This window comes from Thermaurantiacus tibetensis, from assembly GCF_015354055.1.
GTDB classification, from domain to species: Bacteria; Pseudomonadota; Alphaproteobacteria; order Sphingomonadales; family Sphingomonadaceae; genus Thermaurantiacus; species Thermaurantiacus tibetensis.
In genome coordinates this window covers 325,478-343,267 of record NZ_JACHTM010000003.1, presented here as the reverse complement: position 1 = coordinate 343,267, position 17,790 = coordinate 325,478, and the positions used below count along the sequence as shown (strand labels likewise).

Here is a 17,790-nt window from a genome sequence, read left to right as displayed (position 1 = left end):
TAGTCAGCCCTTCCCCAGCCGGGCGCGCACCGCCGCGAGCGCCTGCGGCAGCCGGGGCCCGAAGTTGAGTGCGGCCTGGCTGTCGATGACGAGGATCCGCCCGGCGCGGGCGGCAGGCAAGCGGGCAAGCGCCGGCTCGCGGGCGACGGCGGCGAGGCCGCCCAGCATCTCGACCACGTGCGAGGGGACAAGGATGACCTCGGGGGCGGCGGCGAGCGCGGCCTCGGCCGAGAGCGGCCGGTAGCCTTCGGCCGTGAAGACGTTGGTGCCTCCGGCCAGGCGGATGAAGCCGTCGCCCGCAGTGCCGGTGCCGGCGGCGAGGATCCGCCCCGGGGCGCTGGCGAGGATGAGGAGCATCCGGGGACGGGGGCCCGTGCGCGGGGCGCTGGCGAGCGCCGCTGCGGTCTCGCGCGCGAGCGCCTCGGCGCCAGCGGGCGCACCGACCGCAGCGCCGACTGCGCGGATCTTGGCCGCGACGGCCGCGGCATCGTGGCCTCCGGGCACGGTCACCACGCGCACGCCGGCGCGGGCGACCTGGCGCAGCACCGCCTCCGGCCCGGCGCCATCGCCGGCCAGCACCAGCGTGGGCCGGGCGGCGAGCAGCGGCTCGGGGGCGAGCGCGCGGTAGTAGCCGAGCTTCGGCAGCGCGGCGGCAGCGGCAGGGAAGGTGGAGGTCTCGTCGGCGGCAACCACGGCCTGCCCGCGGCCAAGGGCGAAGACGATCTCGGTGACGTCGCTGCCCAGCGTCACGATGCGGTCGGCGGCGCGCGCGAGGGCGGGCGCGAGGAGCAGCAGGCCGAGGACGAGAAGGCGGGCGGCGCTCATGCGTCGGGCAGCGAGTCGACCAGGCGCTTCCAGGCCGGAAGCTCCGGCCGGCCCGGCTTGCGCTCGCCGAAAAGCTGGCACACCAGCGTGCCGTCGGCGGCGAAGAGCTCGACCGAGTGGACCGGGCTGTCTGCCTGCGGCTTCCATACAGCAAACGCGTGGGCGACGTCGGCGATCCTCAGGTGCAGGTTGAAGCCCGGGTCGAGGATGTTGAGCCAGGGGCCGGCCGGCACGACGCGGTGCACGGGGCCGCTGTGGATCTGGATGCAGCCGCGGTTGCCGACGAAGCACATGAGGGGGACGCCTTCGGCCGCGGCGGCCTCGAGCAGGGGCTCGATGGCCGAGACCGGCACCGGCCGGCTGTAGGGCGGGCCGGCGAGGCGCATGGCCTGGAGGCGGCCGACCTCCTCCTCGCGGAGCAGGGCGAAGAAATCATGCACGTCGCGAAGGGCGGCCCAGCGCTGGCGCACCGTCTCGATCGCGATGGCCTCGTCGGGCCGGTCGGGGGTGGGCTTGGGCCTCGGGCTGACGGCGATGGGGCCCGGCGGGCTCTCCTCGCCGAGGTCGGCAACGAGCGCCGCCCAGGCGGTGCGGTCGGTCGCCTCGCGGGCGAAGATCTTGTGGACCGCCGTGCCGCTCGAATCGAAGACCTGCAGGCTCTGGCGCATGCCGCCGCCCTCGAGCGGGGTCTCGACCGCGAAGAGGTGGACCCAGTGGGCGAGGAAGAGCCGAAGGTCGATGGCGTGGTTGAGGACGAGGCCCATCGCCCCGGCCACCTCGATGTTGCCGTAGGCGCCCTCCTTTTCGTGGACGCAGAAGGGGTTGCGGGTGAGGGCCATGACCGGGCCGAGGGCGGGCAGGCGGGGGAGGAGGTCGCGTGCGCGCACCTTCAGGCGGCGGACGCGGCCGGGCGCGTGGGTGACGAGCCACTCCGCCTCGGAGATGCCGAGGGCGGCGGCCTGGTCGACGGGGCGGCGGGGCGGCGAGAGGGGCGGTGCGGCGGGGGGTGCGGGCCCGGGCTCGGGGTTGCGGGCCTTGAGGGCGGCATCGGCCATGGCGGCTCCTTCTGCGAACGCGTCCGACTTGCATTATCAGCTTGCGCATGGAAAGCAAGTGCGAATCGTTCTCACTTGTAGGAAGCGCCATGCCCCGTCCCGCCCGTCCCGCGCGCCGCCCGGCCCCGCTCCCCCTCCTCGCCACCCTTGCCGGCCTCCTCGGCCCGGCTCCGGTGCTCGCCGCCCCCGACGCCGCCGCCGAAGCCGCAGCTGCCGGCGACGGCTTCGTTCCCACCCCCTCCACCATCACGGTCACGGCCACGCGCGCGCCGCTCACCCTCCTCGAGGCGCCGGTCACCGTCACCGTCTTCGACGCCGAGACCATGGCCGACCAGCTCGTCGAGGACATCCGCGACCTCGTCCGCTTCGAGCCGGGGGTCTCGGTGCGCCGCGCACCGGCGCGGTTCGGGGCAGCGCTCGGCTCCACGGGACGCGACGGGAACGCGGGCTTCACCATCCGCGGCATCGGCGGCAACCGCGTGCTCATCCAGGTGGACGGGGTCCGCGTGCCGGATGCCTTCGCCTTTGGCGCCCAGCTGACGGGGCGCGACTCGGTCGAGCTCGGTCTCCTGAAGTCGGTCGAGATCCTGCGCGGGCCTGCCTCCTCCCTCTACGGCAGCGACGGCGTGGCAGGGGTGGTCAGCTTCCAGACGGCGGATCCGGCCGACCTTCTGGGCGCTTCGGGTCGCGTCGGCGGCGTGGTGCGCGCCGGCTACGACAGCAGCAGCAGCGACTGGGTGGCAACGGGCCTTGCCGCCGTCCGGGCGGGCCGGGTCTCGCTCCTCGCAGGCACCACCGTCCGCCGTGGCGAGGCGCTCCGGAACCAGGGCCGGAACGAGGCGCCGAACGCGACCCGCACCGCGCCGAACCCGCAGGACAACCGCTCGGAGGCGGTGCTCGGCAAGCTCGTGTTCGACGCCGATGCCCGCAACCGGATCCGCGTGACCGGCGAGCGCTTCCTGAACCGGATCGAGACCGAGGTGCTCTCCGGCCGCGCGCCCGTTCCCTCGGCGCCGACCAGCGTCATCGACCTCGACGCCTCGGACCGGGTGGCCCGCACCCGCTTGAGCCTCGACTGGACGCTGACCAGCGCGGGCCTCCTCGAGGAGGCGTTCCTGGTGGGCTACTGGCAGCAGGGCCGCGACCGCCAGTTCACCGCCGAGGACCGGCTCTCGGCTCCCGACAGGACGCGCCTGAACAGCTTCGACACCAGGATCGGCGGTGTTGCCGGCCATGCGCGGCTGGCGTTCGGGACCGGAGGCCTTGCCCACCGGCTCGTGTTCGGGGGCGAATATGTTGCGACGCGGCAGGAGGGCTTGCGCGACGGCACCGTGCCCACCCCGCCCGAGACCTACCCCACCCGCGCCTTCCCGCCCACCGACTTCCGGCTCGCCGGCATCTATCTTTCCGACGAGATCCGGCTCTTCGGGGAGCGGCTCATCCTCTTCCCGGGCCTGCGTTTCGACCACTATCGGCTGACGCCGGAGCCCGATGCGGCAACGCCCCCCGGCACGGTCGCCGGCACCCGAGGGAGCGCGCTCTCGCCGAAGTTCGGGGCAACGCTGCGGCTCGCCGGGGGGCTCAGCCTTGTCGGCAGCTATGCTGCGGGATTCCGGGCGCCGGCGCCCTCGCAGGTCAACCAGTTCTTCGAGAACCTGACCTCGCCCGTCTTCTCCTACACCTCCGTCCCCAACCCCGACCTCGGTCCCGAGCGCAGTGCGGCGCTCGAGGGGGGCTTGCGCTTTGGGGACGACCGCGTCTCCGGCCAGGTGACGGCCTTCGCCGCGCGCTACCGCGACTTCATCAGCCAGGAGATCGTGCGCGGCACCGGGAGCCCGCGCGACCCCATCGTCTTCCAGTTCGTGAACCTCGAGCGCGTGCGCATCCACGGGCTCGAGGGCCGGGCGAGCGTCGAGCTCGGCCGCGGTTTCCGCTGGAACGGCGCCTTCGCCTGGGCAAAGGGGCGGGTGATCGCGCCCGATGGCACCGCGACGCCGCTTCTCACCATCGACCCGCTCGAGTTCGTCACCGGGCTTGGCTGGCGCGCGCCCGACCGCAGGCTCGGCGCCGAGCTCGTCGGCACCTGGGTCGCGGCCAAGGAGGCACGGGAGGCGCGCGGCCTGTGCACCCCGCAGTGCCTCCTCTCGGACGAACGGGCGACGCTCGACCTCCTCGCCTTCTGGCGCGTCGCCGACCGCCTCACCCTGCGCCTCGGCGCCTTCAACCTGACCAATGCCGCCTACGTCGAGTGGAGCAGCATCCGCGGGCTTGCCGACACGCCCGCAAACCGAGCGGTGCGCGACGCCTTCACGAGCCCCCCCCGCAGCGTCACGGTCTCGGTGGCGGCGAGCTTCTGAGGTCTGCCGGCGGGTCGGGCCCCGGCCCGCGCCACACGCAGCGGAAGCCAATGTGGCCGGTCGTGCTGTCGATCGGCTGGGGCTGGCAGGCGGCGGGGCGGTCGGGCCGGCAGTAGCTCGGCGCAGAAAGATGGCTCTCGCCCTTCGGCCCCCGCGCGGGATCGGGACGGCGGGCTGGGCCGGGTCCGCGCTTGCGTCTTGGCTTCCGCCGTGCGGGTTCGGGGGCAGGCAGCAGGCCCCCTCCACGGGCGCGGCATGGTCTGGCCGCCACCAGTCGGCCGTCCATTCCCCAGACGTTGCCGATCATGTCGTGGAGGCCGAAGCCGCTGGCCGGGAAGAGCCCGACCGGCGAGGTGCGCAGGAACCCGTCTTCCCCCGTGTTGCCGTGAGGGAAGGGGCCCTGCCACAGGTTGGCCATGTGCCGGCCGCCGGGCTCGAGGTCATCTTACCAGGCGAACGTGGGGCCGCGCGTGCCGCCCCAGGCGGCAGATTCCCATTCCGCCTCGCTCGGCAGCGCCGTCCCGGCCCAGGCGCAGTAGGCCTCGGCATCTCCCAGCGCCACCTGGGCGACGCGGTGGTCCCACAGCCCGTCGAGGCTGCGGTGCGGCCCCGTCGCGTGCCTCCCGTCCGAGCCCGGTGTTAAGGCCCACCACTGGCGCCAGTCATCGAGCGGCACGGGGCCTCCCGTTGCCATGAACACGAGGCTTGCCGGCGTCAGGAGCCAGGGGCGCGCGCCGGGACAGTCGGCAGCGTTCGGGCCCGGGTCGGCGAGGGTCACGTGGCCGGTTTCCTCGACAATGGCGCCGAACTGGCGGTTGATGACGGGCGTGCGGTCGATCCAGAAGCCCGAGACCGCTCCCTCGTGCGCCGGCGCTTCTGCGCGATGGTGCGCGTCCGAGCCCATGCGGAACCGCCCGCCGGGAAGCCAGACCATGTCACGTGCCACCGCATCCCTTCAGCACGGGGAGCCGGGGCAAGCGGGCGGGGCCGCAGCCGCGCAGAGCGCGCCGGCGATGGGCTCCTCCGCATTGCGCCGCGCGGACATCTTGCCTAACGAGCAGCGCGCGCCGGGGAGTGGCGCAGTCTGGTAGCGCATCTGCTTTGGGAGCAGAGGGTCGCAGGTTCGAATCCTGTCTCCCCGACCATCAGCGAGGCCCTTTGCGGAGCCACCTCGCCCCGGTGTGCTGTGGCGCGCGGCCTCGAGATCCCCGTCAGCTGCCATGCGCAGGGTCGGGCCTGCCTCGCGCCGGCGTCCGCCCCGCGATGACTGACCCTGGCGAGCGCCGCCCCCAGGGGCCGGTCACGCGGTCGTCGCGTAGCCGCCGTCCACCGTCACCACGCTCCCGCACAGATAGGCCGATGCCCGCGCGCCGAGGAAGAGGGCCACGCCCGCCATGTCCTCGGTCGTGCCCCAGCGGCCGAGCGGGGTTGCCTTCAGCACCTCCGCATCGACCCGGTCGGCAATCCCGGCCGTCATCTTCGAGGGGAAGTAGCCCGGCGCAATGGCGTTCACCGCGATCCCGCGCGGGGCGAGGAACTTCGCCATCATTCGGGTCAGGTGGAGCACGCCGGCCTTCGAGGCCGCGTAGCTGTAGCTCTCGATCGGGCTCACGTGGAGGCCGTCGATCGAGCCGATGTTGATGACCCGCGCGAGATCGTCCGGCGTTGCCGCCGCCTCGAGGAGCGGCAGGAGGCGCTGGGTCAGGAAGAACACGGCCTTGAGGTTGATCGTCATCACCTTGTCCCAGCCGTGCTCGGGGAAGCTCCCGAATGGCGCGCCCCAGGAGGCCCCCGCGTTGTTGAACAGGACGTCCACCTTCGGCGCGACCCGCCCGACCTCGGCGGCGAAGCGGTCGATCTCGTCCATCCGCGAGAGGTCGGCCGGAATGGCGGTGGCGGCAGTCCCGAGCGTGGCGGCGAGCCCCTCGACATCCTCGGCCCGGCGGCTCGTCAGGATCACCCGGGCGCCGTTCTCCACATAGGCGCGGGCGATCATCTCGCCGATGCCGCGGCTGCCGCCGGTGATCACGGCGGTCTTGCCGGCAACCGAGAAGAGGGAGGCGATGGCAAGGCTCATGCAGGTTCTCCGGCGGCACGGGCACGCGCCACGCGGCTGGCTTCGGCCGCCGGGAGCGTGCGGTAGAGAAGGACGAGAAGGACGAGGATGGGCACGGCGAAGACGTAGAGCGAGAGGATGGCCTGGCCGAGATCGCCGAGCAGCTCCGACATCTTGCCGACGAGGAACGGCCCCAGCCCCAGCCCGATGATGGTGGTGCCGAGGAAGTAGGTGGCAGTGGCCGCGCCGCGCATCCGCGGCAGCACGAGGTCCTGGCTGGTGGCAGCCGCCACCCCCACCCAGGTGGAGGCGAACACCGAGGCGAGGAAGCCCCAGAGGTAGAAGAGCGTCTCCGAGTCGGTCGTGAACTGGAGGATGAAGAAGGGGGCAGCGCCGAGCAGCGCCACGAAGCCGATGAAGATTCGGCCTGCCGGGTTCCGGCGCTTGAACCAGTCCGACAGGCGCCCGCCGAGGATGACGCCGAGGAAACCCCCGGCTGCTCCTCCACCGCCCAGGAAGAAGCCGGCTACCGCCTTGTCGGCACCGAAGGTGCGGATGGCATAGGGCGCCTGCCAGAAGCCGACCGCGTAGCCGATCATCGAGATGAGGCCGAAGCCGGCAACCACGAACAGGAAGGTCGGCGTGCCCCAGATGAGGGCGAAGGTGGGCGGGTCGCGCCGGCGGATCGACTGCGCCCAGGAGAAGACCGCGTAGCCGGCAAGCCCGATTGCCGCCCACTGCGGCCAGTTGCCCGTGAAACGGATCATGGCGGCCATGAAGGCGAGCGCGACCCCGAGCCCCGCGATGTTCACGGCCAAGGCGCGCGCGCCGAACCGGGCGGCGTGGAGAAGCGTGAAGGGCGGGAGCACGGCGGACAGCTCGGTGAAGAAGCGGCGGAACGGGTCGGGCACCGGCGGGCTCGCGATGCCGTCGGCAAGCCCGCGGACCGGCTCGCGCAGGGTGGCAACCCAGAGTGCGAGGAGGAGGCCGGGGATGCCGACGGCGAGGAAGGCGGCCTGCCAGCCGACGAGGCCGAGCGGCCCGCCTTCGGGAAAGGCCGCGTTCCAGCGTTTCACGATGAGGCCGCCGATGAAGAGCGAGAGCCCGCCGCCGAGGTAGAGGCCCGAGGAGTAGATGGCGAGCGCGGTCGCCCGCTTCTCCTTCGGGAAATAGTCGGAGAGCACCGAGAAGGCGACCGGGCTGGCGCTCGCCTCGCCGACTCCCACCCCGATGCGCGCTGCGGCGAGCTGGCCGAAGCTCTTCGCGAAGCCGGAGAGCGCGGTCATGCCCGACCAGAGGGCAAGCCCGATGGTCAAGAGGCGGATGCGGTGCCAGCTGTCGGCGAGCCGCCCGAGCGGAATGCCGAAGAGGGCGTAGAAGACGCCGAACACGGTGCCGTAGAGGAAGCCGATCTCGGCGTCGCCGACCTTCAGGTCTGCCTTGATGTCCTCAGCGAGGATCGCCATGATCTGCCGGTCGACGAAGTTCATCACGTAGACGAGGACGAGGACGCCAAGCACATACCAGCTGTAGGGCCCGCCCACGCGCGCGCGCTCCGTTTCGGGCTCTCTCCCGTGCATGCGTCCTCCCTTCGGCCTTGCCGTCTGGGCGTGGCGGCTTGCGGCAGGCTTGGCAAGGGGCGCAAGGATCGGCCCCGGCTGGCAAGCCTTCGCCAACCGTCCTATCTGCATCTCGAGGCCTGCCTTGCCCATGCGCGCTGACCATGTCCCGAACCGGCGGGCGCTGATCGACCGGCGCCACGTGGCCGATGCAGCCGTGCGCGCGGTCGCCGAAGCGCCGGCAGGGGAGGGGCGTGCCGCGCTCGTCGCCGTCCTGAAGGGGGCGCTCGCGGCCGGGCGCGCCGAGCTGCGCCGCCGAATCCGCGAGACCCCGGGCCGCGGACTCGAGCTCGCGCACGCCAACAGCTTCCTCGTCGACCAGCTGCTCCGCGTCGCCTTCGACGTGACGACCGGGCAGCTCTACCCGGCCGCCAACCCCAGCGCAGGCGAGCGGCTGGCGATGCTTGCCGTCGGCGGCTACGGCCGCGGCGAGCTCGCCCCCTTCTCCGACGTCGACCTCATGTTCCTGCCACCGCTCCGGGGCACGCCCTGGGTCGAGCAGGTGGTCGAAAGCCTGCTCTACACGCTCTGGGACCTCGGGCTGAAGGTCGGCCACTCCACGCGCACCGCCGACGAGGCGATCCGCATGGCAGGCGCCGACCTCTCGGTCCGCACCGCTCTGCTCGAGGCCCGTTACCTCTGGGGCGACCGCCTGCTTGCCGACGGCTTCGCCTGGCGCTTCCGGCAGGAGGTGGTCGCCGGCCGCGCCCGCCAGTTCGTCGCCGCCAAGATGGCCGAGCGCGATGCCCGTCACCGCCGCATGGGCGACAGCCGCTACCTCGTCGAGCCCAACATCAAGGAAGGCAAGGGGGGCTTGCGCGACCTCCAGACGCTGTTCTGGATCGGCAAGTTCGTCCACGAGGCCGATGACCCGGCCGAACTCGTCGACAAGGGCCTGTTCACGCCCGCCGAGCTGCGGCAGTTCCTGCGGGCGCTGAACCATCTCTGGGCCATTCGCGTGCAGCTCCATGACCTGGCGGGCCGTGCTGAGGAGCGGCTCACCTTCGATCTCCAGCGCGAGATCGCCGAGCGCATGGGCTACCGCGCCCGGCCCGGCTCGGCGCCCGTCGAGCGCTTCATGCGCCACTATTTCATGACGGCGCGCACCGTCGGCGACCTGACCGGCCTCTTCCTCGCCCACCTCGAGGAGCAGACCAGCCGGCGCGCCCGCTTCACGCCTGCGCTCCGGCGGCCGCGGACTCTGAACGGCTTTCTCCTGAGCCGCGGCCGGATCGAGGCGCCCGGCGACGACTGGTTCCGCGAGGACCCGGTCCGTCTGCTCGAGCTGTTCCATCTGGCCGATGCGCACGAGCTCGAGATCCACCCGCTCACCATGCGCCAGGCCGCGCGCGACGCGCCGCTCATCGGCGAGAAGGTGCGTCGCGACCCCCGGGCGAACGCGCTCTTCCTCGAGGTGCTGACCTCAAGGCGCGATCCGGAAAAGCAGCTTCGGCTCATGAACGAGGCCGGCGTCTTCGGCCGCTTCGTGCCCGACTTCGGGCGCGTCGTCGCCAAGATGCAGTACGACATGTACCACCACTACACGGTGGACGAGCATACCATTCGGGCGATCGGGCTCCTCTCCCGCATCGAGCGCGGCGAGCTGGCCGAAGAGCATCCCCTCTCCACCGGCATCATGCGCCTCATCGTCTCGCGCCGGGTGCTCTACGTTGCGGTCCTCCTCCACGACATCGCCAAGGGCCGCGGCGGCGACCACTCCGTCCTCGGCGCGCAGGTGGCCGAGCGGCTGTGCCCGCGGCTCGGCCTCTCGCCCGCCGAGACCGAGACGGTCGCCTGGCTCGTCCGCTACCACCTCCTCATGAGCGCGACCGCCTTCAAGCGGGATCTGGCCGACTGGAAGACCATCCTCGACTTCGCCGACCGGGTGGCAAGCGTCGAGCGGCTGCGGCTTCTCCTGGTGCTGACCGTCGTCGACATCCGCGCCGTCGGGCCCGGCGTCTGGAACGGGTGGAAGGCGCAGCTGCTCACCACCCTCTTCGAAAGCGCGGAGGAAGTGCTCCGCCTCGGCCACAAGCAGACCGGCCGCGAGGCGAGGATTGCCGAGCGCAAGGCGCGGCTTGCCGCGGCAAGCGGTCTTCCGCCCGCGCAGTTCGAGCGCCATGCCCGCCGCTTCTTCGACAGCTACTGGCTGGCCGAGACCGACGAGGTGCTGCTGGCCAACTGCCGGCTGGCAGCCGAGGCCGACGCGGAAGGGCGGGCGCTCTCCATCCGCTGCGTGCCCGACCCGGTGCGCGGCACCACCCTCGTCACGGTCTACGCGACCGACCACCCGGGCATCTTCTACCGCATCGCCGGGGGAATCAGCCTTGCCGGCGCCAACATCCTCGACGCCCGCATCCACACCACCCGCGACGGCATGGCGCTCGACAACCTCGTCGTTGCCGACCCGCTCGGCGGGCCGTTCGACGAACCTGCGGCGCTCGAACGCCTCGCCCGCACCATCGAGGATGCCCTTCTCGGCCGGGTGCGACTCGCCGAGCGGCTCTCCGCCCGGCCCCTGCCGCGGCGCCGGCAGGAGGCCTTCCGGGTGGAGCCGCAGGTCTTCATCGACAACCGCGCGTCCAACCGCTTCACCGTCGTCGAAGTGAACGCGCTCGACCGGCCCGCGCTGCTCTACGGCCTCACCTACGCGCTCTACGGCCTCCGGGTCACCATCCATTCGGCCCATGTGGCGACCTACGGGGAGCGCGCGGTCGACACCTTCTATCTGACCGACCTGACCGGCGACAAGCTGACGGAAGCTGCGCGCCTCAAGGCGCTCGAGAAACGGCTGCTCGAGGTGGCGGCGGCGCCTGCAGCCCAGCGCCCGCGGCCGGCGCAGGCCGCCGAATGACCGGGCCCGCGCGCTAGCTGCACTCGCAGGGCGGAGCGTTCCGGGCGGCCGTCTGCGTCTTCGGCGGCCGGGCCGTTGCCGCGAACTCGGCCGGGTCGAGGCGGGCGTCGCCGTTTCTGTCCGCTTCGCCGAACCTGCGGATCCCTTCCGCCGCATATTCCTCGAAGCTGAGCACGCCGTCGCGGTTGCGGTCGAGGCGGTCGAAGTTGCGCCGGCGGTTGGCAAGGAACTCGGCCTGGCTCACGACGCCGTCACCGTTCCGGTCGGCGCGGGCGAAGCGCTTCTCCTCGCGGCTGAGCGGGCGGGCCGGGGCCGGCTCGGCGAGCAGCGTGAACGGGTCTTCCTCCTCCACGAGCTCCGCATCCGCCGCCGCCGGCAGGGGGCGAGCCTCGCCGGCGGCTGCAGCGGTGGCCGCGGTGCGCGAGGTGGCGGCAGCATCGGCGCGGCCGCCTTCCGAGCGGCTCCAGAGCATGACGGCCACGGCCAAGAGGGCGACTGCGCCGGCAGACGCGGCAATGCGGGACAGGGTGCGGGCAAGCGGGGCCATCGTCGTCTCCGGCGCCTCGCGGCGCAGCTGCCCGACCCCGGGGCGCGCCTACCAGCTCCGCGCGCGGGAGGGAAGGCGGAAAGCCGCGCGCACGAGCACGAGCTGCCGGCCGGCGCCGGCGGCCGGCTTGAGCGCAAGACCGCCGCGCAGCCGGAGGAGATCGGCCCGGGCGAGCCGGTCGAGACCGGCAAGGGCGGGTGGTGTGCCGCCCGTCTCGCGCTCGAAGGCGGGCGGCGGTGCCGCGCGCCAGGCCGCAAGCCCGTCCGCGATGGCACCGGCGCGCGCCGGCCACGGCCGGCGGGCGAAGCGGGCGAAGGCGAGCCGCGCAAGTGCCGGCGCGCTGCCCGGCCCGACGAGCGGGGTGCTGGCTGCCGCGAGCGCCGCGCCGCGCCGGGCGGCCACGTCGGCAAGCGCGGGTGCCGTGCCGCCAAGCAGCGGCAGGAGGGCGTCCTCGAGCCCCTCGAGCGCCACGAGGTCGGCGCCCGCGGGGCGGGCATGGGCGGCAAGGGCGCGCAGATGCGGTTCGGCCGGGGGGCGCGCCCCGCCGGCCAGCTCGGCCAGCCGCTCGCGCCACCAGGCAAGCCGGATCTCGGCGAGGAGCGGCTCGCGCACCTCCGCCACCACCCGCTCGAGCGCGAGATCGAAGGCAAGGAGGGCGGCGAGCGGCTGGCGCAGCCGCACCGGAAGCCAGAGCAGCGCCAGCCAGCGCTCGCGGCAGGCGGTGCGGAGCAGGGCGAGCGCGTCCTCCATGGCGCTCCTCTTCCGCGGGCGGCGCGCGGCGTCCAGACCGGCTTGCACGCAGGGCTGCGGCCTTCCATGCGCCGGGGCGGCGGCAGGGGCCGTGAGGAGGCGGCGGATGGCCGAGGCGAGGCGCGCAGGAGCGGGGCGGCCTTCGGCACCCTGGTGGAAGGGGGCGGTCATCTACCAGGTGTGGCCGCAGAGCTTCATGGACTCGAACGGCGACGGGGTGGGGGACCTGCCGGGCCTTGCCGCCCGCCTACCCCACATCGCCGCGCTCGGCGCCGATGCAGTCTGGATCTCGCCCTTCTACCCCTCGCCCATGGCGGACTTCGGCTACGACGTGGCCGACCACTGCGACGTGGACCCGGCGTTCGGCACGCTCGCCGACTTTGATGCCCTCCTTGCCCGCGCCCACGCCCTCGGGCTTCGCGTCATCCTCGACATGGTGTGGTCCCACAGCTCCGACCGGCACCCCTGGTTTGCCGAGAGCCGCGCGAGCCGCACCAACCCGCGCGCCGACTGGTATGTCTGGGCCGATGCCAGGCCCGACGGAAGCCCGCCCAACAACTGGCAGAGCGTCTTCGGCGGCCCTGCCTGGACCTGGGACGCCCGCCGGGGCCAGTATTATTTCCACAACTTCCTGAAGGCGCAGCCCGACCTCAACCTCCACCACCCCGCCGTGCGGGCCGCCGTGCTCGCCATCGGCCGCTTCTGGCTCGCGCGCGGCGTGGACGGCCTGCGCCTCGATGCCATCACCTTCGCTCTCCACGACGAGCGGCTGCGGAACAACCCGCCCGCACCCGTCCGCCCGGAGCGGCCCAGCCGCCCGTTCGACTTCCAGACGCCGCGCCACACCCTCTCGCACCCGGCGCTGCCGCGCCTCCATGCCGAGATCCGCGGCCTTCTCGACTCCTTCCCCGACCGGTTTGCACTGGCCGAGGTGGTGAGCCCGACGCCCCTTTCCGACATGCGCCGCGCGACTGCGCCGGGGCGCCTGCATTCGGCCTACGGCTTCGCGTTCCTGCGCGCACCGCGCCTCGCCCCCGCGCTCGTGGTGGAGGCGATGGCGGGCTTCCCGGCCCGCTCCGGTGTCGGCTGGCCGAGCTGGGCCTTCTCGAACCACGACGCCGTGCGCGCCGTCTCGCGCTGGGCGCCGCCCGAAGCGCGCGCGCCGATGGCGCGGCTGCTGCTTGCGCTCCTCGTCGCGCTGCGCGGCACGATCCTCCTCTACCAGGGCGAGGAGCTGGGTCTGCCGCAGGCCGAGGTGCCGTTCGCCGACCTGAAGGACCCGGAGGCGATCGCCAACTGGCCGCTGACGCTGGGCCGCGACGGCGCCCGCACGCCAATGCCCTGGGTGGCCGGTGCGCCGCACGCCGGCTTCACCATTGGCACGCCGTGGCTGCCCATCGGAGAGGGCCATGCCGCGCTCGCCGCCGACCTCCAGGAGCGGGACCCGGAGTCGACGCTCGCGCTGGCCCGCCGCCTGCTCGCGCTCCGCCGGCGCCACCCGGCGCTGCGGCTTGGCCGCTTCGTCCCGCTCGTTGCCGACGACACCCTGCTCGCCTTCGACCGGGTGCGCGGGCGCGAGCGGCTGCGTTGCCTGTTCAACCTGGGCGAGGTGCCCCGCCGGCACGCCCTCGGCACGGGGGCGGTGCTCGCTGCGGTCAACGGGGCGGAGCCGGGCTTCCTTCCGCCGCGCGCTGCGCTCATCGCCTTCGCGCCGGGTGGGGAGGGGCAGGGGGAGGGTGCGGGGCAGGAGCGCTGCGCATGACCCTCCTTGTCGGCGACATCGGCGGCACGCACGCGCGCTTCGCCGTCGCCCGGCGCGCGGGGGCCGGGGTGGCGCTGGGGCCCGTCGTCCGGCTTCAGACCGGGTCCTTCCCCGGCCTCGCAGAGGCGCTCGAGGCCGCCCGCGCCGGGCTCGGGCAGCGGCTGCCGCGGCGGGCCGCGATCGCGGTTGCCGCCGCGGTCGGCGACGGGCCGGTCACGATGCCCAACGCCGGCTGGGCGATCGCGGCGGAGGCGGTGGCCGCCCGGCTCGGCCTTGCGCGGCTCGACCTCCTCAACGACGTGGAAGCCGCCGGCCATGCCGTGCTCCGCCTCGGCCCGGCCGGCCTGGCCCATGTGTCCGGCCCCGCCGTCTGGCCCGCGCGCGGGGTCATCAGCCTCGTCGCTCCAGGCACCGGTCTCGGCGCTGCCCTCCTGCTTGCCGACCCGCGGAGGCCGCGGGTGCTGGCGACCGAGGCCGGCCACATCGGCTTCGCGCCCGCCGACGCGTTCGAGGATTCGCTCGTTGCGGCCCTCCGCAAGCGCTTCGGGCGGGTCTCGGCCGAACGGCTCGCCTCGGGGCCGGGGCTCGCCGCCATCCATGGCGCGCTCGCCGCCACGGCCGGAGCGGGCACGCCTGCGGCCGCGCCGGCCGATGCGGCCACCCTCTGGGAGGCCGCGCGCGACGGCCGGGATCCGCTTGCGGCAGAGGCACTCGAGCGCTGGCTTGCCATCCTCGGCGCCGTTGCCGGGGATCTCGCGCTTGCTCATGGCGCCCAGGCGGTGGTGCTGGGCGGCGGGATCGCCTCTCGGCTTGGTGCGCGCCTCGCGGCGCCCGCCTTCCGCACCCGCTTCCTCGCCAAGGGCCGGTTTGCCGGGCGAATGGAGCGGCTGCCGCTGTTCCGCATCACCCACCCCGAGCCCGCGCTCCTCGGCGCGGCCCTTGCCGGCTTCGCCCTCGCCCGCGCCGCGCGCGCCATGCCAAGACCATCTCCCCTCGCATGAAGGAAAAGTGGCAGCGCCCCGCGCGCGGCTCTGCTAGCAGCGTGGGTTCATGTCCGCAGTCCAAGGGTCCATGACGGCCTCGGCCGCCCACCTGTCGCAGACGCGCCTTCCGCCGCGCCCGCTTGACCACCTCGACCGGCTCGAGGCCGAGTCCATCCACATCCTGCGCGAGGTGGTGGCCGAGTGCGAACGGCCGGTGATGCTCTACTCGGTCGGCAAGGACTCGGCGGTGATGCTCCACCTCGCGCGCAAGGCCTTCTTCCCTGCACCGCCGCCCTTCCCGCTCCTCCACATCGCCAGCGGGTGGGACTTCGCGGATGTCCTCGCTCACCGCGACCGGATGGCGGCTGCCGCCGGCATGGAGCTCATCGTCCACCACAATGCCGCCGCCGCGGCAGCAGGCGTGAACCCGTTCGACACGCCCACGCCCGTCTACACCCGCCTCATGCTGACGGAAGCGCTCGTCGCCGCGCTCGACGCCCATGGCTTCGATGCCGCCTTCGGCGGCGCCCGGCGCGACGAGGAGAAGGCCCGCGCCAAGGAGCGGATTTTCTCGTTCCGCAGCGCCTCCCACGCCTGGGACCCGAAGGCGCAGCGGCCCGAGCTCTGGAACCTCTACAACGCGCGCAAGAACCCGGGCGAGAGCATCCGCGTCTTCCCGCTTTCGAACTGGACCGAGCTCGACATCTGGGCCTACATCGCCCGCGAGGGCGTGCCGCTGGTGCCGCTCTACTTCGCGGCCGAACGCCCCACCGTGCGCCGGGGGAACCTGCTGCTCGTCGTCGATGACGACCGCTTCCGCTTCCTGCCCGGCGAGACGGTCGAGCCGCGATGGGTCCGCTTCCGGACGCTCGGCTGCTACCCGCTCACCGGCGCGGTCGAGAGCCGGGCGGCAACGCTTGCCGAGGTGATGGCCGAGATGCAGGCCGTCCGCGTCTCCGAGCGGGCAGGGCGTGCCGTGGACCATGACGAGGCCGCCTCGATGGAGAGGAAGAAGCAGGAGGGCTACTTCTGATGGACGGGCGCGACTCTCCGCTGGCCCGCGCTGCCGCCGAACCCCTGGCGGCGCCCGAGGGCGCGGCCGCGCCGGCACCTGCCACCGGGGGGCTGCTGCGCTTCCTCACCTGCGGCTCGGTGGATGACGGCAAATCGACCCTCATTGGCCGGCTCCTCCACGACTGCCGCGCGCTTCTCGAGGACCAGCTCGCAGCGCTCGCGGCGGACTCGCGTCGCCACGGCACCCAGGGCGACGACCTCGACTTCGCGCTCCTCGTCGATGGCCTCGCCGCCGAGCGCGAGCAGGGCATCACCATCGACGTGGCCTACCGCTACTTCGCCACCCCGCGGCGCAAGTTCATCGTTGCCGACACGCCCGGCCACGAGCAGTACACCCGGAACATGGCAACCGGCGCCTCGACCGCCGATCTTGCCATCCTCCTCGTCGATGCGCGGAAAGGGGTCGTCACCCAGACCCGCCGGCACGCCACCATCGCCCACCTGCTCGGCATCCGCCACTTGGTGCTGGCGGTCAACAAGATGGACCTGGTCGGCTTCGGCGAGCCCGTCTTCGCTGCCATCGTCGCCGAGTTCCGGGCCTTTGCCGACCGCCTCGGCATCGGCGAGGTGGTGGCCATCCCCCTCTCGGCGCTGGCTGGCGACAATGTGACCGCCCCCTCGGCGCGGATGCCCTGGCATGCCGGCCCCACCCTCCTTGCCCACCTCGAGACGGTCGAGGTGGATTGGGACCGCGCCCGCGCCCGCCCGTTCCGCATGCCGGTCCAGTGGGTGAACCGCCCCGACCAGACGTTCCGGGGCTTTGCCGGGCTCGTCGCCTCCGGGGTCATCCGGCCCGGAGACGAGGTGAGAGTGCTGCCCTCCGGCCGCACGACGCGGGTGGCCCGCATCGTCACCATGGAGGGCGATCTCGCCGAGGCGGCGGCCGGCCAGTCGGTAACGCTGACCCTTGCCGACGAGGTCGAGGCGGGCCGCGGCAGCGTGATTGCGGCTGCCAGCGCGCCCCCGCAGGTGGCCGACCAGTTCGAGGCGACGATCGTGTGGATGGACGATGCGCCGCTTCACGTCGGCCGCGGCTACTGGCTGAAGCTCGCCACCCAGACGGTGACGGCAACGGTTGCGCACCCGAAGCACGTGCTCAACGTCAACACGCTCGAGCATCTGGCGGCCAAGACGCTGGAGATGAACGCGATCGGCGTGGCCGAGGTGCGGACGGACCGGCCCATCGTCTTCGAGCCCTACGCCGACAGCCGCACACTCGGCGGCTTCATCCTCATCGACCGGCTCACCAACCGCACCGTGGGTGCGGGCATGCTCCACTTCGCGCTGCGGCGCTCGCAGAACGTGCACTGGCAGGCGCTCGAGATCAGCCGCGAGGCGCGCGCGGCGCTCAAGAACCAGAAGCCGGCCGTGCTCTGGTTCACGGGCCTGTCCGGCTCGGGCAAGTCGACGATTGCCAACCTGGTCGAGAAGCGGCTCCACCGGATGAACCGCCACACCTTCCTGCTCGACGGCGACAATGTCCGCCACGGGCTCTGCCGCGACCTCGGCTTCACCGAGGCCGACCGGATCGAGAACATCCGCCGCGTCGGCGAGGTGGCGCGCCTCATGGCCGATGCCGGGCTCATCGTGATCACCGCCTTCATCTCGCCGTTCCGCGCCGAGCGCGAGATGGTGCGGCGCATGCTCCCCGAGGGCGAGTTCCTCGAGATCTTCGTCGACACCCCGCTCGAAGTGGCCGAGGCGCGCGACGTAAAGGGCCTCTACGCCAAGGCCCGCCGCGGCGAGCTCAGGAACTTTACCGGGATCGACAGCCCCTATGAGCCGCCCGAGGCCCCGGAACTGCGCATCGACACCACCCGCACGTCGCCCGAGGAGGCGGCCCGCCTCGTCGTGGCCCGACTGCTCGGCGAGGACTGAGCCCCGCCGGGCCGGGCGTTGGCAGGCCCG

The 17,790-nt window shown here is 73.1% G+C and carries 12 protein-coding genes, 1 tRNA gene and 1 pseudogene; 7 read left to right on the top strand and 7 right to left on the bottom strand.

What is annotated here, in order from left to right:
• Positions 1 to 3: 3 nt before the first annotated feature.
• Together H3H34_RS10260 and H3H34_RS10255 are read right to left on the bottom strand one after the other, a co-directional pair.
• The gene (locus H3H34_RS10260; RefSeq protein ID WP_194745175.1) at positions 4 to 825 is read right to left on the bottom strand and encodes a heme/hemin ABC transporter substrate-binding protein; all 822 of its coding nucleotides are present in this window, start codon (positions 823 to 825) and stop codon (positions 4 to 6) included.
• Positions 822 to 1,880 (bottom strand): hemin-degrading factor, encoded by a 1,059-nt coding sequence (locus H3H34_RS10255; protein ID WP_194745174.1) that lies wholly within the window; start codon positions 1,878 to 1,880, stop codon positions 822 to 824. Before H3H34_RS10255 ends, H3H34_RS10260 begins: the two co-directional genes overlap by 4 nt.
• A gap of 89 nt (positions 1,881 to 1,969) precedes the next feature.
• Between H3H34_RS10255 and H3H34_RS10250 the strand changes: the two genes are divergently transcribed.
• Positions 1,970 to 4,237, top strand: coding sequence for a TonB-dependent hemoglobin/transferrin/lactoferrin family receptor (locus H3H34_RS10250; RefSeq protein WP_194745173.1), 2,268 nt, complete (start codon positions 1,970 to 1,972; stop codon positions 4,235 to 4,237).
• On the opposite strand, the pseudogene H3H34_RS10245 reads toward H3H34_RS10250, so the two are convergent.
• Positions 4,209 to 5,171, bottom strand: a pseudogene (locus H3H34_RS10245) (SUMF1/EgtB/PvdO family nonheme iron enzyme). The gene H3H34_RS10250 and the pseudogene H3H34_RS10245 sit on opposite strands and share 29 nt — an antisense overlap.
• A 134-nt stretch (positions 5,172 to 5,305) precedes the next feature.
• Here H3H34_RS10245 and H3H34_RS10240 point away from each other — a divergent pair.
• Positions 5,306 to 5,382 (top strand) — tRNA-Pro (locus H3H34_RS10240).
• Between the two features lie 155 nt (positions 5,383 to 5,537).
• On the opposite strand, the gene H3H34_RS10235 is transcribed toward H3H34_RS10240, so the two are convergent.
• Positions 5,538 to 6,314 (bottom strand): SDR family oxidoreductase, encoded by a 777-nt coding sequence (locus H3H34_RS10235; protein WP_194745172.1) that lies wholly within the window; start codon positions 6,312 to 6,314, stop codon positions 5,538 to 5,540.
• Positions 6,311 to 7,873, bottom strand: a complete 1,563-nt coding sequence (locus H3H34_RS10230; RefSeq protein ID WP_194745171.1) for an MFS transporter — start codon at positions 7,871 to 7,873, stop codon at positions 6,311 to 6,313. The genes H3H34_RS10235 and H3H34_RS10230 overlap by 4 nt, the downstream gene beginning before the upstream one ends.
• Before the next feature lie 124 nt (positions 7,874 to 7,997).
• On the opposite strand from H3H34_RS10230, the gene H3H34_RS10225 reads away from it, so the two are divergent.
• The gene (locus H3H34_RS10225) at positions 7,998 to 10,766 is read left to right on the top strand and encodes a [protein-PII] uridylyltransferase (RefSeq protein ID WP_194745170.1); all 2,769 of its coding nucleotides are present in this window, start codon (positions 7,998 to 8,000) and stop codon (positions 10,764 to 10,766) included.
• A 13-nt stretch (positions 10,767 to 10,779) separates the two neighbouring features.
• On the opposite strand, the gene H3H34_RS10220 is transcribed toward H3H34_RS10225, so the two are convergent.
• Positions 10,780 to 11,313, bottom strand: coding sequence for an EF-hand domain-containing protein (locus tag H3H34_RS10220; protein WP_194745169.1), 534 nt, complete (start codon positions 11,311 to 11,313; stop codon positions 10,780 to 10,782).
• A gap of 48 nt (positions 11,314 to 11,361) precedes the next feature.
• The gene (locus H3H34_RS10215; protein ID WP_194745168.1) at positions 11,362 to 12,063 is read right to left on the bottom strand and encodes a squalene/phytoene synthase family protein; all 702 of its coding nucleotides are present in this window, start codon (positions 12,061 to 12,063) and stop codon (positions 11,362 to 11,364) included.
• 106 nt (positions 12,064 to 12,169) lie between these two features.
• Between H3H34_RS10215 and H3H34_RS10210 the strand changes: the two genes are divergently transcribed.
• The 4 genes from H3H34_RS10210 to cysN all read left to right on the top strand — a co-directional run bounded on the left by H3H34_RS10210 (position 12,170) and on the right by cysN (position 17,760).
• Entirely contained in the window at positions 12,170 to 13,825 is a 1,656-nt protein-coding gene (locus tag H3H34_RS10210) for an alpha-amylase family glycosyl hydrolase (RefSeq protein ID WP_194745167.1), read from the top strand.
• Positions 13,822 to 14,826: a glucokinase gene (locus H3H34_RS10205; RefSeq protein WP_194745166.1), complete on the top strand. Its 1,005-nt coding sequence runs from the start codon at positions 13,822 to 13,824 to the stop codon at positions 14,824 to 14,826. The genes H3H34_RS10210 and H3H34_RS10205 overlap by 4 nt, the downstream gene beginning before the upstream one ends.
• Before the next feature lie 70 nt (positions 14,827 to 14,896).
• Positions 14,897 to 15,841 carry a sulfate adenylyltransferase subunit CysD gene (gene cysD, locus H3H34_RS10200; RefSeq protein WP_194745165.1) on the top strand — a complete coding sequence of 315 codons (945 nt, stop codon included), beginning with the start codon at positions 14,897 to 14,899 and terminating at the stop codon, positions 15,839 to 15,841.
• Positions 15,841 to 17,760, top strand: a complete 1,920-nt coding sequence (gene cysN / locus H3H34_RS10195; protein WP_194745164.1) for a sulfate adenylyltransferase subunit CysN — start codon at positions 15,841 to 15,843, stop codon at positions 17,758 to 17,760. The genes cysD and cysN overlap by 1 nt, the downstream gene beginning before the upstream one ends.
• Positions 17,761 to 17,790: the final 30 nt, after the last annotated feature.